Genomic DNA, 16,456 nt, shown 5'->3' on the forward strand with positions numbered 1-16,456 from the left:
GGAATCACCATGGCAAGAATGAAGTTCGTCTGCGATTCCGAGCGCTGCATCGAGTGCAACGGCTGCGTCACGGCCTGCAAGAACGAGAACGAGGTGCCCTGGGGCGTGAACCGCCGCCGCGTGGTCACGCTCAATGACGGCCTGCCGGGCGAGAAATCGATCTCGGTGGCCTGCATGCACTGCTCCGACGCGCCCTGCATGGCGGTGTGCCCCGTGCAATGCTTCTACCGCACCGACGAAGGCGTGGTGCTGCACGACAAGGACGTGTGCATCGGCTGCGGCTACTGCTCGTACGCCTGCCCCTTCGGCGCGCCGCAGTTCCCGTCGCAGGGCACCTTCGGTGCGCGCGGCAAGATGGACAAGTGCACCTTCTGCGCCGGCGGCCCCGAAGCCAACGGCTCCGAAGCCGAGTTCGAGAAGTACGGCCGCAACCGCCTGGCCGAAGGCAAGCTGCCGGCCTGCGCCGAGATGTGCTCGACCAAGGCGCTGCTGGCCGGCGACGGCGACGTGGTGGCCGACATCTTCCGCACCCGCGTCGTGCACCGCGGCACGGGCGCCGAGGTCTGGGGCTGGGGCACGGCCTATGGCTCGCAGCAGGCCGGCACGCCGCCCACCGGAGGCACCAAGTGAAGCGCGCGGTCGTGATGCTCGTCGCGCTCGCCTCGGGCGCGATGCTGCTGGCGGCCTGCAGCGAGAAGCCGCAGACGAACGCCGAGGGCGTCAAGCACGACGCGGTGCCCTGGAGCGGCACGGGCACGCAGGCCAACACCGGCACCGCCTTCACCGCGCCCGGCTGGAAGGTGGGCGACAAGACGGCGTGGGAGCAGCAGATCAAGACGCGCTCCAACGGCCAGAACGAGTACACCCGAGAAAACTGAACCGGAGGCCGCATGAGCGTCACCATTCGCACCAGGCACGCGCTCCACGCGCTGCTGGCGACCGCGCTCCTGGGCTGGGCGGCGGTGGCGCCGGCCCAGGAGGCCACCCCGGCCGCGAGCGGCGCCGTGACCGCGGCGCCCGCCCCTGCTTCGCCTGCCGCAGCCACGGCTGCAGCACCGAAGGCCGAGGGCGGCATCCGCAGCCAGAACATCTTCGACGTCAAGCCCGAGGCCAGCGCCGACCCCAACTACCTCAACCAGACCAACGGCGAGCGCAACAAGGTGCAGCCCGGCAACAACGCGCCGATGTGGCGCCAGGTGAGCGGCGGCGTCACCGGCTACAGCAGCCTGCCGGTGAGCCAGGCGCCCGAGGCCGGCAACCTGATCCAGCGCTTCGTGCAGTACCCGGGTTCGCGCTTCACCAACGCGGGCGAGGCCTGGCGGCAGGTGCGCAACGACTGGATCATTCCGTACGGCGCGGCGCTGCTCTTCGTCACGCTGCTGGCGCTGGCCATCTTCTATTTCACGCGCGGGCCGATCCGCCTGCACGGCACCGAAACCGGCCGCAAGATCGAGCGCTTCACGCCCTTCGAGCGCGCCACGCACTGGTCGAACGCGCTGGCCTTCGTCACGCTCGCGATCTCGGGCATCGTGATGGCCTTCGGCAAGTTCTTCCTGCTGCCGGTGCTGGGCAGCGCGCTGTTCGGCTGGCTCGCCTACGTGCTCAAGACGGTGCACAACTTCGTGGGGCCGCTGTTCGTGGTGACCACGCTGTTCATGATCTTCACCTTCATCCGCAGCAACTGGCCGAGCAAGGACGACTTCACCTGGCTGCGGCACGGCGGCGGCCTGTTCGGCGGCAAGGAGCCCGCGTCGCACCGCTTCAACGCCGGCGAGAAGGCGGTGTTCTGGGGCGGCGTGCTGTTCCTGGGCAGCATCGTCATCGCCTCGGGCCTGTTCCTGGACAAGCTGCTGCCCGGCTTCGTCTACACGCGCGGCGAGATGCAGGTCGCGCACATGGTGCATGCGGTGGCCACGCTGCTCATGATGGCGATGATCATGGGCCACATCTACATCGGCACGCTGGGCATGGACGGCGCCTACAAGGCGATGCGCGAAGGCTATGTCGACGAGGCCTGGGCGCGCGAGCACCACAAGCTCTGGTACGACGACATCCAGGCCGGCAAGATCCCCGCGCAGCGCTCGCAACCGGCCGGCGCACCCGAGCCCGCACGGCCGGCGACGGCGCAGCAAGGAACCTCCGCATGAAGCACACGCTGACCCTTCTTCTGTGCGCACTCGCTGCGACCTCCGCTGTCGCCAAGCTCCCCCCGCCCACGCCGGAAGCGCAGGCCAAGGCCGCCGAGGCCGCGGCCCGCACCGCGTGGAGCGCCAAGACCGACGGCTACCTGCTGTGCAAGTCACAGGACCAGGTCGCCGCCAAGTACCGCGCCAGCGCGCAGGCCGCCGGCAAGCCGGCACCGGCCGCGGTGGCCACGCCGCCCTGCGTGGACCCGGGGCCCTACGCCGCCGCCCCCAAGGTTGAAACCAAGCCCATCGAAGCATCGGGCGCCCACTCCCCGGCCCCCACGGCCGCGTCGCCGCCGAGTTCGAACCAGACCTCGGCGCAGACGAATCCCGCACCCAAGAAGTAAGCCGGCGGTGCCGCGCACCTGCGCGGACGCAGCCGAAAAAAACGATCGCAAATGGCCCGCCGGCAAGGTCCGGCACGGCCGCTCTTGCGCATGGCTGTCGGGTGCCATGCCCGACCACGCCGGCGACCTCCAACTTCTATACTGGCCCCGATGCCCACACCCGAACGAACTGCCTCGACCGATGTGCGTATGCGCGGCTTCACGCAGCGCGCCGAGGTGCCCGCCGCCCTCGCCTGGATCGACGCCCACACGCCCCTGCTGCCCGGTGAATCCGTGGCCGTCGACGAGGCCACGGGGCGGGTGCTGCTGCAGGAGGTGATCGCGCCCATCGCGGTGCCCGAGTTCGACCGCGCGGCCATGGACGGCTATGCGCTGCGCGGCGGCGAGACCACGGGGGCCGGCGAATACAACCCGCTCGAATTTCCGATCGCGGGCCACGCCTGGCCCGGCCGCCCCTTCGAAGGCGAGGTGCCCGCGGGCGCCGCCATCCGCATCATGACCGGCGCCCCGGTGCCGCGCGGGCTGGACGCCGTGGTGCCCGCCGAGTACGCGAGCGAGCAGGACGGGCGACTGGCCATCACGCGCGCCGTCGCGCCGGGCCAGCACGTGGGCCACGTCGGCGAGGACATCGCGCGCGGCAGCACCGCGCTGGCCACGGGCCGCCGCCTGCGCCCGCAGGACGCGGGGCTGGTGGCATCGCTGGGCCTGGCGCAGTTGCAGGTGGTGCGCCGGCCGCGCGTGCGGCTGCTCGTCACCGGCAACGAGGTGCGCGCGCCCGGCACGCCCAAGGGCCCGAGCGAGATCTACGACGCCAACTCCGTGACCTTGCGCGGCCTCGTGGCGCGCGACGGCGGCCTGCTCGAGTCGCACCAGCGCCTGGGCGACGACCCGCAAATCATCGCGCAAGCACTGGCCGCGCCCGGTGCCGACGTGGTGCTCATTTCCGGCGGCTCCAGCGTGGGCGCCGAGGACCACGCGCCGCGCCTGCTGGCCGAGCTCGGCGAACTCGCGATCCACGGCATCGCGATGCGGCCTTCCAGCCCGGCGGGCATGGGGCGCATCGGCGACACGCTGGTGTTCCTGCTGCCGGGCAACCCGGTCTCCTGCCTGTGCGCCTACGACTTCTTTGCCGGGCGTGCGATCCGCCAGCTCGGCGGCCGGCCCGCCGACTGGCCCTACCCGCGCACGCGCGCCACCGTGGCGCGCAAGATCGTCTCGCAGGTGGGGCGCGTCGACTACGTGCGCGTGAAGATCGGCGCAGACGGCGTGGAGCCGCTCGCGCTCTCGGGCGCCTCGGTGCTGAGCTCGACCACGCGCGCCGACGGCTTCGTGATCGCCCCCGCCGAAAGCGAAGGCTTCGGGCCCGGGACCGACGTCACTGTTCATCTGTACGAGTGCCTGTGAAAGCCCAATCGCAATTTCTCGATGTCGTCACGCGGGACGAGGCCGAGCGCCGCTTCCGCGAACACCTGAGCCTCGCGCCGCTGGGCCGCGAGACCGTTCCCCTGCACGCGGCGCTGGGCCGGGTGCTTGCCGACGACGCGGTCGCCGCCATCGACGTGCCCGGCTTCGACCGCTCCAACGTCGACGGCTTTGCCGTGCAGGCCGCCGACACCTGGGGCGCGATGGAAGAACAGGTCCGCGCGCTGGCCCTCGTGGGCGAGACGCTCGCACCCGGCATCGTGCCGCAGCGCGAAGTGACGCCCGGCCACGCCACGGCGATCGCCACCGGCGGCATGCTGCCGCGCGGCGCCGACGCGGTGGTGATGGTGGAACACACCGACCTCGACGGCGGCAACGTGCAGGTGCGCCGCGCGGCCACGGCCGGCGAGAACGTGAGCTACGCCGGCACCGACATCGCGCGCGGCGAAACCGTGCTGCGCGCCGGCCAGGTGCTGAGCTCGCGCGAGATCGGCGTGCTCGCGGCGCTGGGCCTGGCCGAGGTCGGCGTGTGGCGCAAGCCGCGCGTGGCCATCTTCTCCACCGGCAACGAGATCGTCGCGCCCGGTGCGCCGCTGCCCACGGGCGCGGTGTACGACTCCAACGCCGCCATCATCGGCGCCGCGGTCGAGGAACTGGGCGGCGAGCCGGTGCGCCTGGGCGTGATCCCCGACGACGAGGCCCTGCTGTCGGCCGCGCTCGCGCGGGGCCTCGCATGCGACGCCGTGGTCTTCTCGGGCGGCACGTCCAAAGGCGAAGGCGACCTGTCGTACCGCGTGGTGGCCGCCCTCGGCGACCCGGGCGTGGTGGCGCACGGCGTGGCGCTCAAGCCCGGCAAGCCGGTGTGCCTGGCGGTCACGGGCGGCAAGCCGGTCGTGATCCTGCCGGGCTTTCCGACCTCGGCGGTCTTCACCTTCCACGAGTTCCTGGCGCCCGTGATCCGCGCCTTCGCGGGCCGGCCGCCGCAGCGGCACGCGCACGTGGCGGCCACGCTGCCGATGCGCGTGAACTCCGAGCGCGGCCGCACCGAGTACCTGCTGGTGGGCCTGGTGCCCACCGACGACGGCGTGGCCGCCTACCCGATGGGCAAGGGCTCGGGCTCGGTCACCACCTTCAGCAGCGCCGACGGCTTCATCACCATCGGCCAGCACACCGAGATCGTCGATGCCGGCGCCCCCGTGCAGGTGCAGCTGCTGGGCCAGGGGCTGGACGCCGCCGACCTGATCTTCATCGGCAGCCACTGCGTGGGCCTGGACTGGCTGGCCGGCGAGCTGATGCGCCAGGGCATCCGCATCAAGGCCATGAACGTGGGCAGCACGGGCGGGCTGATGGCCGCCAAGCGCGGCGAATGCGACGTGGCCGGCATCCACCTGATGGACCCGGCAACGGGCGTCTACAACCGGCCGCTGCTCACGCCAGGCCTCGAACTGGTGACGGGCTACGGCCGCATGCAGGGCGTCGTCCATCGCCCCGGCGACACGCGCTTCGAGGGCCTGGACGCCGCCGCGGCCATCGCCGCCGCGACCGCGCAGCCCGGTTGCACCATGGTCAACCGCAACGCCGGCAGCGGCACGCGCATCCTCATCGACCGCCTGCTCGGCGGCGCGCAGCCGCCCGGCTACGGCGTGCAGACCAAGTCGCACAACGCGGTGGCGGTGGCCGTGGCGCAGCAGCGCGCCGACTGGGGCCTGGCCATCGACACGGTCGCGCGGCAGTACGGGCTGGGTTTCATTCCCGTGCAGGAGGAACGCTACGACTTCGTGGTACCCCAGGCACGGCTTGGGCGCGCGCCGGTGCAGGCCTTCATTGCACTGCTGCAATCGGCCGCGGCGCGCGAGGCGCTGGGCCGGCTGGGCTTTCGCGTCGACGCCGCAGCTTGATGGCAAGAGCGCTTCTTTCTTTCACTCTCGAGGACTGACACGATGACGATGGCTTCGCGCAGACGCTTCACCCTTCTCGCCCTCGCCGGTGCGCTCGCCGGCGCGCTGCTCGCGCCGATGGCGCATGCACAGGACAAGTTCATCGTGCTGGCATCGACCACCTCGACGGAACAGTCGGGCCTGTTCAAGCACCTGCTGCCGCAGTTCACCAAGGCATCGGGCACCGAGGTGCGCGTGGTGGCGGTGGGCACGGGCCAGGCACTGGACATGGCGCGCCGCGGCGACGCCGACGCGCTGTTCGTGCACGACCAGCCCGCCGAAGAGAAGTTCGTCGCCGAAGGCTTCGGCCTGCCGCGCCGCCCGGTCATGTACAACGACTTCGTGCTGATCGGACCGAAGTCCGACCCGGCCGGCGTGCGCGGCAACGACATCGCGGCGGCCCTCAAGCGCCTGGGCACCACGGGCGGCGCCTTCGTTTCGCGCGGCGACAAGAGCGGCACGCACGCGGCCGAGCTGCGCCAGTGGAAGCTGGCCGGCATCGACCTGGCCGCCGCCAAGCCGGCCGGCTACAAGGAATGCGGCTGCGGCATGGGCCAGGCGCTCAACATCGCGGCGTCGACCAATGCCTATGTGCTGTCCGACCGCGGCACCTGGCTCAACTTCAAGAACCGCGCCGACCTGGGCATCGTGGTCGAGGGCGACAAGCAGCTGTTCAACCAGTACGGCGTGATCGTCGTGAACCCGGCCAGGCACCCGCACGTGAAGAAAGACCTGGCGCAAGCCTTCTCCGACTGGGTCGTGTCGCGCGACGGGCAGGCCGCCATTGCCGCGTACAAGATCGGCGGCGAGCAGCTCTTCTTCCCGAACGCGGGCCAGTGAACGGCGCGCCGGTCGATGACGGTGCCGGGCTGTGCAATGCGCACGGCCTCGCGTCGGCGATGAAAGCCGTCTCCCGATGAACACCGTGACCGAAGGCTGGGCGCTGGCTTGGCGCCTCATCACCGGCGCCGACCCCGAACTCGTGCGCATCACGGCGCTCTCGCTGCAGGTGAGCGCCACGGCCTGCCTGGTCGGCGCGCTGTTCGGCCTGCTGCTGGGCGCCTGGCTGGCAGTGGCGCGCTTCCCGGGGCATGCGCTGGCCGTGTGGCTGGTGAACACGCTGCTCGCCCTGCCCGCCGTGGTGGTGGGCCTGCTGGTGTACCTGCTGCTCTCGCGCTCGGGGCCGCTGGGCGAACTGGGCATTCTTTTCACGCCGTCCGCGATGGTGGTGGCGCAGAGCGTGCTCGTCACGCCGCTGATCGCCGCGCTGTCGCGCCGGCTCGTGATGGCGGCGCTGGCCGACGGCGGCGACCAGCTGCGCTCGCTGGGCGCCGGGCCGCTCGCCACCGCCCTGCTGATGCTGGTGCACGACCGGATGGGCGTGGCCACCGTGCTGCTCACGGCCTTCGCGCGGGCCATCGCCGAGGTGGGGGCCGTGATGATCGTCGGCGGCAACATCGCCGGCGTCACACGCGTGATGACCACCACCATCGCGCTGGAGACCAGCAAGGGCGACCTCGCGCTGGCCCTGGCGCTGGGCATCGTGCTGCTGGCGGTGGTCGGCGCGGTCAACGGTGCCATCGGGCTGCTGCAATGGCTGGCCACGCGTCCGCTGAACACTGCCCCGCCGGCGAAGCCGCGCACGGTGCGCCGCACGCTCGCCCCGCACACGCCGGCCGTGGCCGGCACGGTGCCGCTGATCCGGCTCGAGCGCGCCACGGTGCGCTTCGGCGCGCTGGTCGCATTGGACGACGCCTCGCTGACCCTGCACCGGGGCGACCGGCTCGTGCTCGTGGGCGCCAACGGCTCGGGCAAGACCACGCTGCTGCGGCTGCTGCACGGCCTGCTGCCCTGCGAAGGACGCTGCGAGCGCCTGCCGCTGCGGCCCGAAGGCCGCCTGCCGCGCGCGGCCATGCTGTTCCAGCGCCCCTTTTTGCTGAGCCTCTCGGTGTGGCGCAATGTGTGGGTGGGCCTGTGGCTGGCGGGCGTGCCGGCCGCCGAGCGCAGCGAGCGCTGCGGCCTGGCGCTGGCGCGCGTGGGCCTGCTCGAACATGCCGAGCGCTCGGCGCGTTCGCTGTCGGGCGGCCAGCAACAGCGCCTGGGCCTGGCGCGCGCCTGGGCGCTGCAGCCGGACATCCTGTTCCTGGACGAGCCCACGGCCAGCCTGGACCCCGGTGCCAAGAACGAGATCGAGGCGCTCATCGAAGAGGTCGCCCACAGCGGCGTGACGATCGTGATGAGCACGCACAACCTCGGGCAGGCCAAGCGCCTGGCCACGCGCGTGGCCTACCTGCACGCCGGGCACATCGTGGTCGAGCGGCCCGTGGCGAGCTTCTTCGACTCGGACGATCTGCCGCCCGAGGCCGCCCAGTTCCTGCAGGGCGAGCTGGGCTGGTACCTTCAGCCCTAGCGCCGGCGGGCGGGTCGGCGGTTCCGCGCCCCTCGCCTTCACTTACACGGCATCCCGATCCAGCGAGGCAAAATACCGCGATGGAAACCACTGTCGCGGTCTCGCTGCCGACACGCCTTCCTTCCGGGTCTGGGCGCGGCCACTTCCTTCGCCTGCACAGAGACCTCACCGACCGGCTGCGAACGCACGGCCGCCCCCCATAACCGAATACGCAGAGCCCTCATGAAAATAGCCACCTGGAACGTCAACTCCCTCACCGCGCGCCTGCAGCATGTGCTCGACTGGCTCATCGCCAACCCGGTCGATGTGCTGTGCCTGCAGGAGCTCAAGATGACCGACGACAAGTTTCCGCTCGAGGTGCTGAAGTCGGCCGGCTACGAGGCGGCGGTGTTCGGTCAGAAGACCTACAACGGCGTGGCCATCCTCAGCCTGGCGCCGGTGCGCGACGTGGTGAAGAACATCGAGAACTTCGCCGACGAGCAGTCGCGCGTGATCGCCGCCACCATCGAGACGCCCTCGGGCCCGCTGCGCGTGATCAACGGCTACTTCGTGAACGGCCAGGAACCGGGCAGCGAGAAGTTCGCCTACAAGATGAAGTGGCTCGACGCGCTGCACGCCTACATTGCGCGTGAACTCGCGGCGCACCCGAACCTCGTGCTGCTGGGCGACTTCAACGTCACGCCCGAAGACCGCGACAGCTTCGACCCGGTGGGCCTGAAGGAAACGATCCATCACACGACCGAAGAGCGCGACCACTTCAAGGCGCTGCTCGGCCTGGGCCTGACCGACAGCTTCCGCATGTTCGAGCAACCCGAAAAAAGCTTCTCGTGGTGGGACTACCGCATGCTGGGCTACCAGAAGAACCGCGGCCTGCGCATCGACCACATCCTCGTGAGCGAGCCGCTGCGGCCGCTGGTGAAGGGTTGCGTCATCGACCGCGTGCCACGCAAGTGGGAAAAGCCGAGCGACCACGCCCCGGTGGTGCTCGAACTCGGCGCGGGCGCCTGACGGCCATGACGACGCCGATCGCCGCACGTCTGGCCCGTTCCGCCGCGATCGCCGCCGCGGCGCTCGCGCTGACCGCCTGCTCGGTGCTCAAGCCGGGCAGCGGATCGGAAAGCGGCACGGGCAGCACATCGCCCGGCGGCGCAACCGCCACCGAAGGCAGCCGCGACGTGCCGACCGTGCGGCTCATCACCGCGCAGACGCCCGCAATCCGCACCTACCGCAAGACCGGCGCGCGCCACATCTACAAGGCGTATGCCAGCCGCATCTACAAGGGCAAGATCCCGCCGCTGGTGTACGCGGTGGTGGTGGTCGAAACGGAGATCGATGCCAACGGCAAGGTCACCAACGTCACGTTCAGCCGCGTGCCCAGCCATGCGCCCGAAGTGCCGCCGATGATCGCGGAGCTGGTCAAGGCGACCTCGCCCTTGCCGAGCCCCGGCAAGCTGGGCGGTCACACGTATGTCGACACCTGGCTCTGGGACAAGAGCGGCAATTTCCAGCTCGATTCCCTCACGCTCGGCCAGCGCAGCCGGTAATAAAAAAAGCCCTGGGAGGGCCTTTTCATTCGATACCGAGTTCCTGGATTTTCCGGGTGATGGTGTTGCGCCCGATGCCCAGCTTCTGGGCCGCCTCGATGCGCCGGCCGCGCGTGTTGGCCAGCGCGGTGAGGATCAGCCGCGATTCGAAGCGGCGCGTGAGCACGTCCCACACGTCGGTGCGGCCTGCGGCCAGCAGCGCCTGAGCCTCGGCCTCGAGGCCGCTTTCCCAGGCACTGGGGCCGGCGGGTGCGCCCGACACCCCTTCGGGCGCGGCGACCACCGGCGCGGACGCATCACGCTCGACAGCCAACGGAGCCACCGCAGCAGCCTGCACGGGCGCCGCCACCTCGGGCACCGCCACATGCACGTCCGCCCCACTGCCCGCCATCACCTCGGGCGGCAGGTCCTTCGACTCGATCAGCTGCGCGGGCGCCATCACGGTGAGCCAGTGGCAGATGTTCTCGAGCTGGCGCACGTTGCCCGGGAAATTGAAGGCCGCGAGCCTGGCGAGTGCCGCATCGGAGATGCGCTTAGGCTCGACGCCCAGCTGGCGCGCGCTCTGCTGCAAAAAGTGACGCGTGAGCGCGGGCACGTCTTCGCCGCGTTCGCGCAGCGCGGGCAGGCGCAGGCGGATCACGTTGAGGCGGTGGAACAGGTCTTCGCGGAAACCGCCGAGCTTCACGCGCTGCTCGAGGTCCTGGTGCGTGGCCGCGATGACGCGCACATTGGCCTTGACCGAGTTGTGGCCGCCCACGCGGTAGAAGTGGCCGTCGCTGAGCACGCGCAAGAGGCGCGTCTGCAGGTCGAAGGGCATGTCGCCGATTTCGTCGAGGAACAGCGTGCCGCCCTCGGCCTGCTCGAAGCGGCCGCGGCGCATGGTCTGCGCGCCGGTGAAGGCGCCGCGCTCGTGGCCGAAGAGTTCGCTCTCGAGCAGGTCCTTGGGAATGGCGGCGGTGTTGATCGCCACGAAGGGGCCGTTGGCGCGCGGCGAGTGCTTGTGCAGCGCGCGCGCCACCAGTTCCTTGCCCGAGCCCGATTCGCCGGTGATGAGCACCGTGACGTTGCTTTGCGACAGCCGGCCGATGGCACGGAACACGTCCTGCATCGCGGGCGCCTGGCCGAGCATTTCGGGGGCGGCGACCATGCGCTCTTCGGACACCTCCTCGCGCTGGCTTTCGTCGACGGCGCGGCGGATGAGTTCGACGGCGCGCGGCAGGTCGAAGGGCTTGGGCAGGTACTCGAAGGCACCGCCCTGGAAGGCCGAGACCGCGCTGTCCAGGTCGGAGAAGGCGGTCATGATGATGACCGGCAGGCCGGGGTGCTTGGCCTTGATCTTGTCGAGCAGGTCGAGCCCCGAGCCGCCCGGCATGCGGATGTCGCTCACCAGGACCTGCGGGCCCTGCTGCTCGTCGCCTTCGGCCTGTTCGAGCGCGGCCAGCACTTCGCGTGTGTTCGTGAAGCTGCGCGTGGGCAGGTCTTCGCGCAGCAGCGCCTTCTCGAGCACGAAGCGTATCGATTGGTCGTCATCAACTATCCAGATCGGCTTCATGCATCTCCTCTGTTGCCGGGGCTGCGCTAGGGCAGCGGAATCAATATCTTGAAATCGGTTCGGCCCGGGACGCTGTCGCACTCGATCACGCCGTGATGCTGTTGCACAAAAGTTTGCGCAAGCGTCAGTCCCAGCCCGGTCCCGCCTTCCCTGCCCGAAACGAGCGGATAGAAGATGCGGTCCTTGATCGTGTCCGGCACACCCGGTCCATTGTCGATGACATGCAATTCCAGTGCCAATCGATACCACTGCTTGTTGAAGATCACCTGGCGGGCCACGCGGGTCTTGAAAGTGATCTGCGCATCGCCCGCCGCGCGGCGCTCGGCCAGGGCCTGCGCGGCGTTGTGCGCGATGTTGAGCGTGGCCTGGATGAGCTGCTCGCGGTCGCCGCGGAACTCGGGAATGGAGACGTCGAAGTCGCGCTCGATGTGCAGGTCGCGCGGAAACTCCGCCAGGATCACCGAGCGCACGCGCTCGCAGACCTCGTGGATGTTCACGTCGCCCACCACGTGCGGCCGGCGGTGCGGCGCCAGCAGCCGGTCGACCAGCGTCTGCAGCCGGTCGGCCTCGTGGATGATGACCTGGGTGTATTCGATGAGGTCGCGCGACTCGACCTCCATCTGCAGCAGTTGCGCCGCGCCACGAATGCCGCCCAGCGGGTTCTTGATCTCGTGCGCGAGGTTGCGGATGAGTTCCTTGTTGGCCTGCGCCTGGTCGATCAGGCGCTCCTCGCGGTCCTGGCGCACCTGCTGCTCCAGCGGCGACATCTCGATGATGAGCTCGCCCTTCTTGTCGCCGTGCGCGAGCGTGACCTGCACGGGCATCAGCTCGTGGTTCACGCGCCGCAAAAAGGCCTCGTAGCGCAGCGTGGCGAAGTCGTTGCTGCTGGCGCCGTCGAGCGCGGTGCGCAGCACCTGCGGCTCATGGAAACAGGCGCCGAACTGCGAGCCCTCGAGCGTGCGCCGCGAGGTACCCAGCGCGTCTTCGAGGCCTGCATTGGCGAACAGCACCGAGCCGTCGCTGTTGACCACCGCGATCAGCGTGGACAAGAGGTCGAAGGCGCGAAAGCGCGGATTGGCGCCAGTCGCCTTCTTGCCGAACACCATGGACTGCGCGCCGCTTACTGCGCTTGCGGCTTGCCGGGCAGGCGGCCGATTTCGCGGCGGATGCCGGCGATGTCGCTCTCGTTGCGCGCGAGTTCGGCCTTCATCTCGGCCACGCGGTCCAGGTACTTCTGGTAGTTGCGGCCTTCGCTGCCCTGCTTCTCGGGCTCGCCGTTGTTGTATTCCTTCTTGAGCTCGGTCTGGCGGGCCTCGGCCTTGCGCAGCTCGGCCTCGAGCACCGAGCGCGCCTCGCCGTCGCGGGCGCGCTGGTCGACGCCTTCGACGCGCGGGCTGCCCGCCGGGGCGCGCGCGGCCGAACCGCCCGAGCCCGACGACGACGCGCTGCCACCACCGCCGCCCGAGGGCTTCGTGCCCTGCACGACGGTGACGTTGCCGCCTTCCATGATCTTGCAGCCCTTTTGCTGGGCCACGGTCGCGTTGTTGGTGTACTCGTTGCCGCAGCGCCAGACGCGCTCTTGCGCGAGCGCCGCCGTGGCGGTGGCGAACGAGGCGGCGGCCAGGAAAATCAGGGAAGCAGTCTTCATTTGGATCCGGAGAGGGCGCGACAAACGCGCATTTTGATGCAATTCGGGCCCTCTCACGATGGGATGTTCCGCACCAAGGAAAAAGGACGGCCGGGGCCGTCCTTTTGTCTTACTTGCCCGCCGGGGCGGGCACGTTGTGGCGCTTTTTACAGCGAGTAGTACATGTCGAACTCGACGGGGTGCGTCGCCATGCGGAAGCGCGTGACTTCCTGCATCTTGAGGTCGATGTACGCGTCGATGTACGAGTCGGTGAACACGCCGCCCTTGGTCAGGAACGCACGGTCCTTGTCCAGGTGCTCCAGGGCCTGGTCCAGGCTGTGGCAGACGGTCGGGATCAGCGCGTCTTCTTCCGGCGGCAGGTGGTACAGGTCCTTGCTGGCGGCTTCGCCCGGATGGATCTTGTTTTCCACGCCGTCCAGGCCGGCCATCAGCAGCGCGGCAAAGCCCAGGTACGGGTTCATCAGCGGATCGGGGAAGCGCGCTTCGACGCGGCGGCCCTTCGGGTTGGCCACGAACGGGATGCGGATCGAGGCCGAACGGTTCTTGGCCGAGTAGGCCAGCTTCACCGGGGCTTCGAAGCCGGGCACCAGGCGCTTGTAGCTGTTGGTGCCGGGGTTCGTGATGGCGTTCAGGGCACGGGCGTGCTTGATGATGCCGCCGATGTAGTGCAGCGCGAAGTCCGACAGGCCTGCGTAGCCGTCGCCGGCGAACAGGTTCTTGCCGTCCTTCCAGACCGACTGGTGCACGTGCATGCCGGAGCCGTTGTCGCCGACGATGGGCTTGGGCATGAAGGTGGCGGTCTTGCCGTAGGCGTGGGCCACGTTGTGGATCACGTACTTCTGCAGCTGGACCCAGTCGGCGCGCTGCACCAGCGTGCTGAAGCGGGTGCCGATCTCGAGCTGGCCGGCGTTGGCCACTTCATGGTGATGCACTTCGACCGGGATGCCCAGCGATTCGAGCACCAGGCTCATTTCCGAGCGCATGTCCTGGAAGCTGTCGACCGGAGGCACCGGGAAGTAGCCGCCCTTGACCGCCGGACGGTGGCCGCTGTTGCCGTGCTCGAACTCCTTGTCGGTGTTCCACGAGGCTTCTTCGGACTCGATCTTCACGAAGCAGCCCGACATGTCGTTCTTCCAGCGCACGCCGTCGAACACGAAGAATTCGGGTTCCGGTCCGAAGTAGGCGGTGTCGCCCAGGCCGGAAGCCTTCATGTACGCCTCGGCGCGCTTGGCGAGCGAACGCGGGTCGCGCTCGTAGGCCTTGCCGTCGGCCGGGTCGATCACGTCGCAGGTCAGGATCAGCGTCGTTTCTTCGAAGAACGGGTCGATGTTGGCGGTGTTCGGGTCGGGCATGAGCTGCATGTCCGAGGCTTCGATGCCCTTCCAACCGGCGATGGACGAACCGTCGAACGCGTGGCCCGAGGTGAATTTGTCTTCATCGAAGTGCGACACGGGCACGGTCACGTGCTGCTCTTTGCCGCGGGTGTCGGTGAAGCGCAAGTCGACGAACTTGACCTCGTTTTCCTTGACGAGCTTGAGTACATCGGCGACGGTCTTTGCCATCAGTTTCTCCTGAGTTGGATGGTGGTTAGGAATACAGGGACGGGAGGATGCAGTTTCTGTGCCATTGTCACCCCGCCGGATGAGGCCCAGGTGACGGCCCAGGGGCTGCCGGAAAAGGAAAATATCCCCAAATTGGTGCAATGCAGATTAACGCACCAATTCGGGGCCAAGCTTCGCATCGAAAGTGTGCAGACCTTCGATGAGCTGGCCATAGGCGGCATCGAGCTTCGCGGGGTCGCCCTTGACGCCCAGCTCGATGTGGCGCCCGTACTGGGGGTGATCCACGCTGGGAAGGCTGAACACCTTGATGCCGGCGTGGGCCTGCTCGATGGCCTGCATCAGCGGCGTGAGGGTGGCTTCCATCGCACCGAAAACGATCACGGACTTCTCGGCGATGGCGTTGCGGGTGAACAGATCGGCATAGCGGCTGTCGAGCACCGACTCGATCATCGGCCAAGCCATGACCGGGAAGCCCGGCACGAAATGCACGTGCTCGACGCTGAAGCCCGGGATCTTGTTGTACGGGTTGCGGATGATCGACGCGCCCTGCGGAAACACGCCCATGTTCAGGCGGTGGATGTTGTCGGGCCGGTCGGGTTCGTAGGGCACGCCCTGCTCCAGGGCCGTGTCCTGCATGCGCTCGCGGATCAGCGCCTCGGCCTCGGGGTGCAGCGCCAGCGGCACGCGCAGGGCCTGGGCGGCGCACTGGCGGGTGTGGTCGTCGGGCGTGGCGCCGATGCCGCCGGTCGAGAACACGATGTCGCCCGAGGCGAAGGCGCGCATCAGGGCCGCGGTGATCCGCGTGGGCTCGTCGCCCACGTACTCGGCCCAGCCCAGTTGCAGGCCGCGCGCGGCCAGCAGCTCGATGACCTTGGCCATGTGCTTGTCGGCCCGCTTGCCGGAAAGGATCTCGTCGCCGACGACGATGAGACCGAATGCGCGTGTCATGGAGAACTCCATTGAGAAAGAGCGGCCTTGTTGGCCTCGGTGGCTTCGGCCGCCTCGAGCGTCTGCTGTGCGTCGCCGCTGCCGGCCGCGGGTTGCTGCGCCGCGCGCTGGGCGCGCAGCTGGGTCAGGGCGTCGAGGCAGTAGTGCGCGAACCAGAGCGCAGAAAAGGCGAAGACCAGCGTGTAGATCCAGATGGCGATCGGCACCAGCACGAAGAAGGCGGCGGCGAACAGCAGGCCCGAGGCCCAGACGATGCTCGGCGCGGCGCCGAGGTAGCCGCACAGCACGCCGATGCACAGCAGCGGCAGCCGGTGGGCGCGCAGCAGCGCGGCGCGCTCTTCGGGGCTGGCGTGCTCGGCCAGCGCGTCGAAGCTCATCACCCGGTAGGTCAGCCAGCCCCAGATCAGCGGCGGCAGGATCAGCACCAGCGGCGGAATGAGCCACAACGGCATCGACACCACCAGCGCGATCAGCGCCAGCACCGTGGCACCGAGCGAGCGCAGCACGCTGCCGAAGAAGGAGGCGCCCTTCTTCTGCTCCAGCGTCGGAAAGCGCCGTTCGGCCACGAGCTTGGTGAGCGCCGGCGCCATGAAGCCGGCCACGATGAGCAGCGACAGCACGACGATGAGCGGCGTGACGCCGAACACCACCACCAGCGGCGCCAGCGCGGCCGTGACGTCGCTCGAGAAGAGGCGCCCGATCCAGGCCCAGAAGCTGGACAGCAGCGGCCAGGCGTCGAGGGCCTCGCGCGTCCAGACAACGGCCGCGTCCCAGTAGAAGTAGCCGAGCCCCGCGGCCAGCAGCACCATGAGCGCCAATGGCAGGAGCGACAGCACGATCACGCGCGGGAGCATGCAATAGGCCACCGCGCGCCAGAAGGAGTCGAGGAGCAGGCGCATG

The 16,456-nt window shown here is 69.3% G+C and carries 16 protein-coding genes; 10 read left to right on the forward strand and 6 right to left on the reverse strand.

Annotated elements, in window-relative coordinates; all coding sequences use genetic code 11:
• The first annotated feature begins 9 nt into the window (after positions 1 to 9).
• From fdh3B to AC1RAA_RS10495, 10 genes are all read left to right on the forward strand, one after another.
• Positions 10 to 630: a formate dehydrogenase FDH3 subunit beta gene (gene fdh3B, locus AC1RAA_RS10450; RefSeq protein ID WP_062470938.1), complete on the forward strand. Its 621-nt coding sequence runs from the start codon at positions 10 to 12 to the stop codon at positions 628 to 630.
• Positions 627 to 878, forward strand: coding sequence for a hypothetical protein (locus tag AC1RAA_RS10455; RefSeq protein ID WP_082817975.1), 252 nt, complete (start codon positions 627 to 629; stop codon positions 876 to 878). Before fdh3B ends, AC1RAA_RS10455 begins: the two co-directional genes overlap by 4 nt.
• A 12-nt stretch (positions 879 to 890) precedes the next feature.
• Positions 891 to 2,147 (forward strand): formate dehydrogenase subunit gamma, encoded by a 1,257-nt coding sequence (locus AC1RAA_RS10460; protein WP_492729609.1) that lies wholly within the window; start codon positions 891 to 893, stop codon positions 2,145 to 2,147.
• On the forward strand, positions 2,144 to 2,533 hold the full coding sequence (locus AC1RAA_RS10465) for a hypothetical protein (RefSeq protein ID WP_095744480.1): 390 nt from the start codon (positions 2,144 to 2,146) through the stop codon (positions 2,531 to 2,533). Before AC1RAA_RS10460 ends, AC1RAA_RS10465 begins: the two co-directional genes overlap by 4 nt.
• Before the next feature lie 150 nt (positions 2,534 to 2,683).
• Positions 2,684 to 3,937, forward strand: coding sequence for a molybdopterin molybdotransferase MoeA (locus AC1RAA_RS10470; RefSeq protein ID WP_492729607.1), 1,254 nt, complete (start codon positions 2,684 to 2,686; stop codon positions 3,935 to 3,937).
• A complete protein-coding gene (locus tag AC1RAA_RS10475) occupies positions 3,934 to 5,853 on the forward strand; it encodes a molybdopterin biosynthesis protein (RefSeq protein WP_492729605.1) in 1,920 nt (639 codons plus the stop codon). The genes AC1RAA_RS10470 and AC1RAA_RS10475 overlap by 4 nt, the downstream gene beginning before the upstream one ends.
• A 48-nt stretch (positions 5,854 to 5,901) precedes the next feature.
• Positions 5,902 to 6,732, forward strand: coding sequence for an ABC transporter substrate-binding protein (locus tag AC1RAA_RS10480; protein ID WP_447742671.1), 831 nt, complete (start codon positions 5,902 to 5,904; stop codon positions 6,730 to 6,732).
• A gap of 76 nt (positions 6,733 to 6,808) precedes the next feature.
• A complete protein-coding gene (locus tag AC1RAA_RS10485) occupies positions 6,809 to 8,302 on the forward strand; it encodes an ABC transporter permease (RefSeq protein ID WP_492729603.1) in 1,494 nt (497 codons plus the stop codon).
• A gap of 222 nt (positions 8,303 to 8,524) precedes the next feature.
• The gene (xth, locus tag AC1RAA_RS10490) at positions 8,525 to 9,310 is read left to right on the forward strand and encodes an exodeoxyribonuclease III (RefSeq protein WP_095744475.1); all 786 of its coding nucleotides are present in this window, start codon (positions 8,525 to 8,527) and stop codon (positions 9,308 to 9,310) included.
• A gap of 5 nt (positions 9,311 to 9,315) precedes the next feature.
• Positions 9,316 to 9,846, forward strand: coding sequence for a hypothetical protein (locus tag AC1RAA_RS10495; protein WP_070059800.1), 531 nt, complete (start codon positions 9,316 to 9,318; stop codon positions 9,844 to 9,846).
• Positions 9,847 to 9,871: 25 nt separating this feature from the next.
• Here the strand turns inward: AC1RAA_RS10495 and ntrC are convergent, their stop codons facing one another.
• The 6 genes from ntrC to AC1RAA_RS10525 form a co-directional block, all read right to left on the reverse strand.
• Positions 9,872 to 11,398 (reverse strand): nitrogen regulation protein NR(I), encoded by a 1,527-nt coding sequence (ntrC, locus tag AC1RAA_RS10500; protein ID WP_492729601.1) that lies wholly within the window; start codon positions 11,396 to 11,398, stop codon positions 9,872 to 9,874.
• A gap of 26 nt (positions 11,399 to 11,424) precedes the next feature.
• A complete protein-coding gene (gene glnL, locus AC1RAA_RS10505) occupies positions 11,425 to 12,504 on the reverse strand; it encodes a nitrogen regulation protein NR(II) (protein WP_062470910.1) in 1,080 nt (359 codons plus the stop codon).
• 14 nt (positions 12,505 to 12,518) lie between these two features.
• A complete protein-coding gene (locus tag AC1RAA_RS10510) occupies positions 12,519 to 13,046 on the reverse strand; it encodes a hypothetical protein (protein ID WP_062470907.1) in 528 nt (175 codons plus the stop codon).
• A gap of 146 nt (positions 13,047 to 13,192) precedes the next feature.
• A complete protein-coding gene (gene glnA, locus AC1RAA_RS10515) occupies positions 13,193 to 14,608 on the reverse strand; it encodes a type I glutamate--ammonia ligase (RefSeq protein ID WP_062470904.1) in 1,416 nt (471 codons plus the stop codon).
• 147 nt (positions 14,609 to 14,755) lie between these two features.
• On the reverse strand, positions 14,756 to 15,556 hold the full coding sequence (locus tag AC1RAA_RS10520; protein ID WP_167394999.1) for a competence/damage-inducible protein A: 801 nt from the start codon (positions 15,554 to 15,556) through the stop codon (positions 14,756 to 14,758).
• Complete coding sequence (locus tag AC1RAA_RS10525; RefSeq protein ID WP_492729599.1) at positions 15,553 to 16,455, reverse strand: EI24 domain-containing protein; 903 nt, start codon at positions 16,453 to 16,455, stop codon at positions 15,553 to 15,555. Before AC1RAA_RS10525 ends, AC1RAA_RS10520 begins: the two co-directional genes overlap by 4 nt.
• Between the last annotated feature and the right edge of the window lies 1 nt (position 16,456).

The sequence above is a fragment of the Variovorax sp. GW823-FHT04F07 genome, from assembly GCF_058795995.1.

What these genes read in the sequence shown, in the direction of transcription:
- fdh3B (WP_062470938.1), top strand. Translation starts at nt 10, where the DNA reads ATGGCAAGAATGAAGTTCGTCTGCGATTCCGAGCGCTGCATCGAGTGC.
- AC1RAA_RS10460 (WP_492729609.1), top strand. Translation starts at nt 891, where the DNA reads ATGAGCGTCACCATTCGCACCAGGCACGCGCTCCACGCGCTGCTGGCG.
- AC1RAA_RS10465 (WP_095744480.1), top strand. Translation starts at nt 2,144, where the DNA reads ATGAAGCACACGCTGACCCTTCTTCTGTGCGCACTCGCTGCGACCTCC.
- AC1RAA_RS10470 (WP_492729607.1), top strand. Translation starts at nt 2,684, where the DNA reads ATGCCCACACCCGAACGAACTGCCTCGACCGATGTGCGTATGCGCGGC.
- AC1RAA_RS10480 (WP_447742671.1), top strand. Translation starts at nt 5,902, where the DNA reads ATGGCTTCGCGCAGACGCTTCACCCTTCTCGCCCTCGCCGGTGCGCTC.
- AC1RAA_RS10485 (WP_492729603.1), top strand. Translation starts at nt 6,809, where the DNA reads ATGAACACCGTGACCGAAGGCTGGGCGCTGGCTTGGCGCCTCATCACC.
- xth (WP_095744475.1), top strand. Translation starts at nt 8,525, where the DNA reads ATGAAAATAGCCACCTGGAACGTCAACTCCCTCACCGCGCGCCTGCAG.
- AC1RAA_RS10495 (WP_070059800.1), top strand. Translation starts at nt 9,316, where the DNA reads ATGACGACGCCGATCGCCGCACGTCTGGCCCGTTCCGCCGCGATCGCC.
- ntrC (WP_492729601.1), bottom strand. Translation starts at nt 11,398, where the DNA reads ATGAAGCCGATCTGGATAGTTGATGACGACCAATCGATACGCTTCGTG.
- glnL (WP_062470910.1), bottom strand. Translation starts at nt 12,504, where the DNA reads ATGGTGTTCGGCAAGAAGGCGACTGGCGCCAATCCGCGCTTTCGCGCC.
- AC1RAA_RS10510 (WP_062470907.1), bottom strand. Translation starts at nt 13,046, where the DNA reads ATGAAGACTGCTTCCCTGATTTTCCTGGCCGCCGCCTCGTTCGCCACC.
- glnA (WP_062470904.1), bottom strand. Translation starts at nt 14,608, where the DNA reads ATGGCAAAGACCGTCGCCGATGTACTCAAGCTCGTCAAGGAAAACGAG.
- AC1RAA_RS10520 (WP_167394999.1), bottom strand. Translation starts at nt 15,556, where the DNA reads ATGACACGCGCATTCGGTCTCATCGTCGTCGGCGACGAGATCCTTTCC.
- AC1RAA_RS10525 (WP_492729599.1), bottom strand. Translation starts at nt 16,455, where the DNA reads ATGCGCCTGCTCCTCGACTCCTTCTGGCGCGCGGTGGCCTATTGCATG.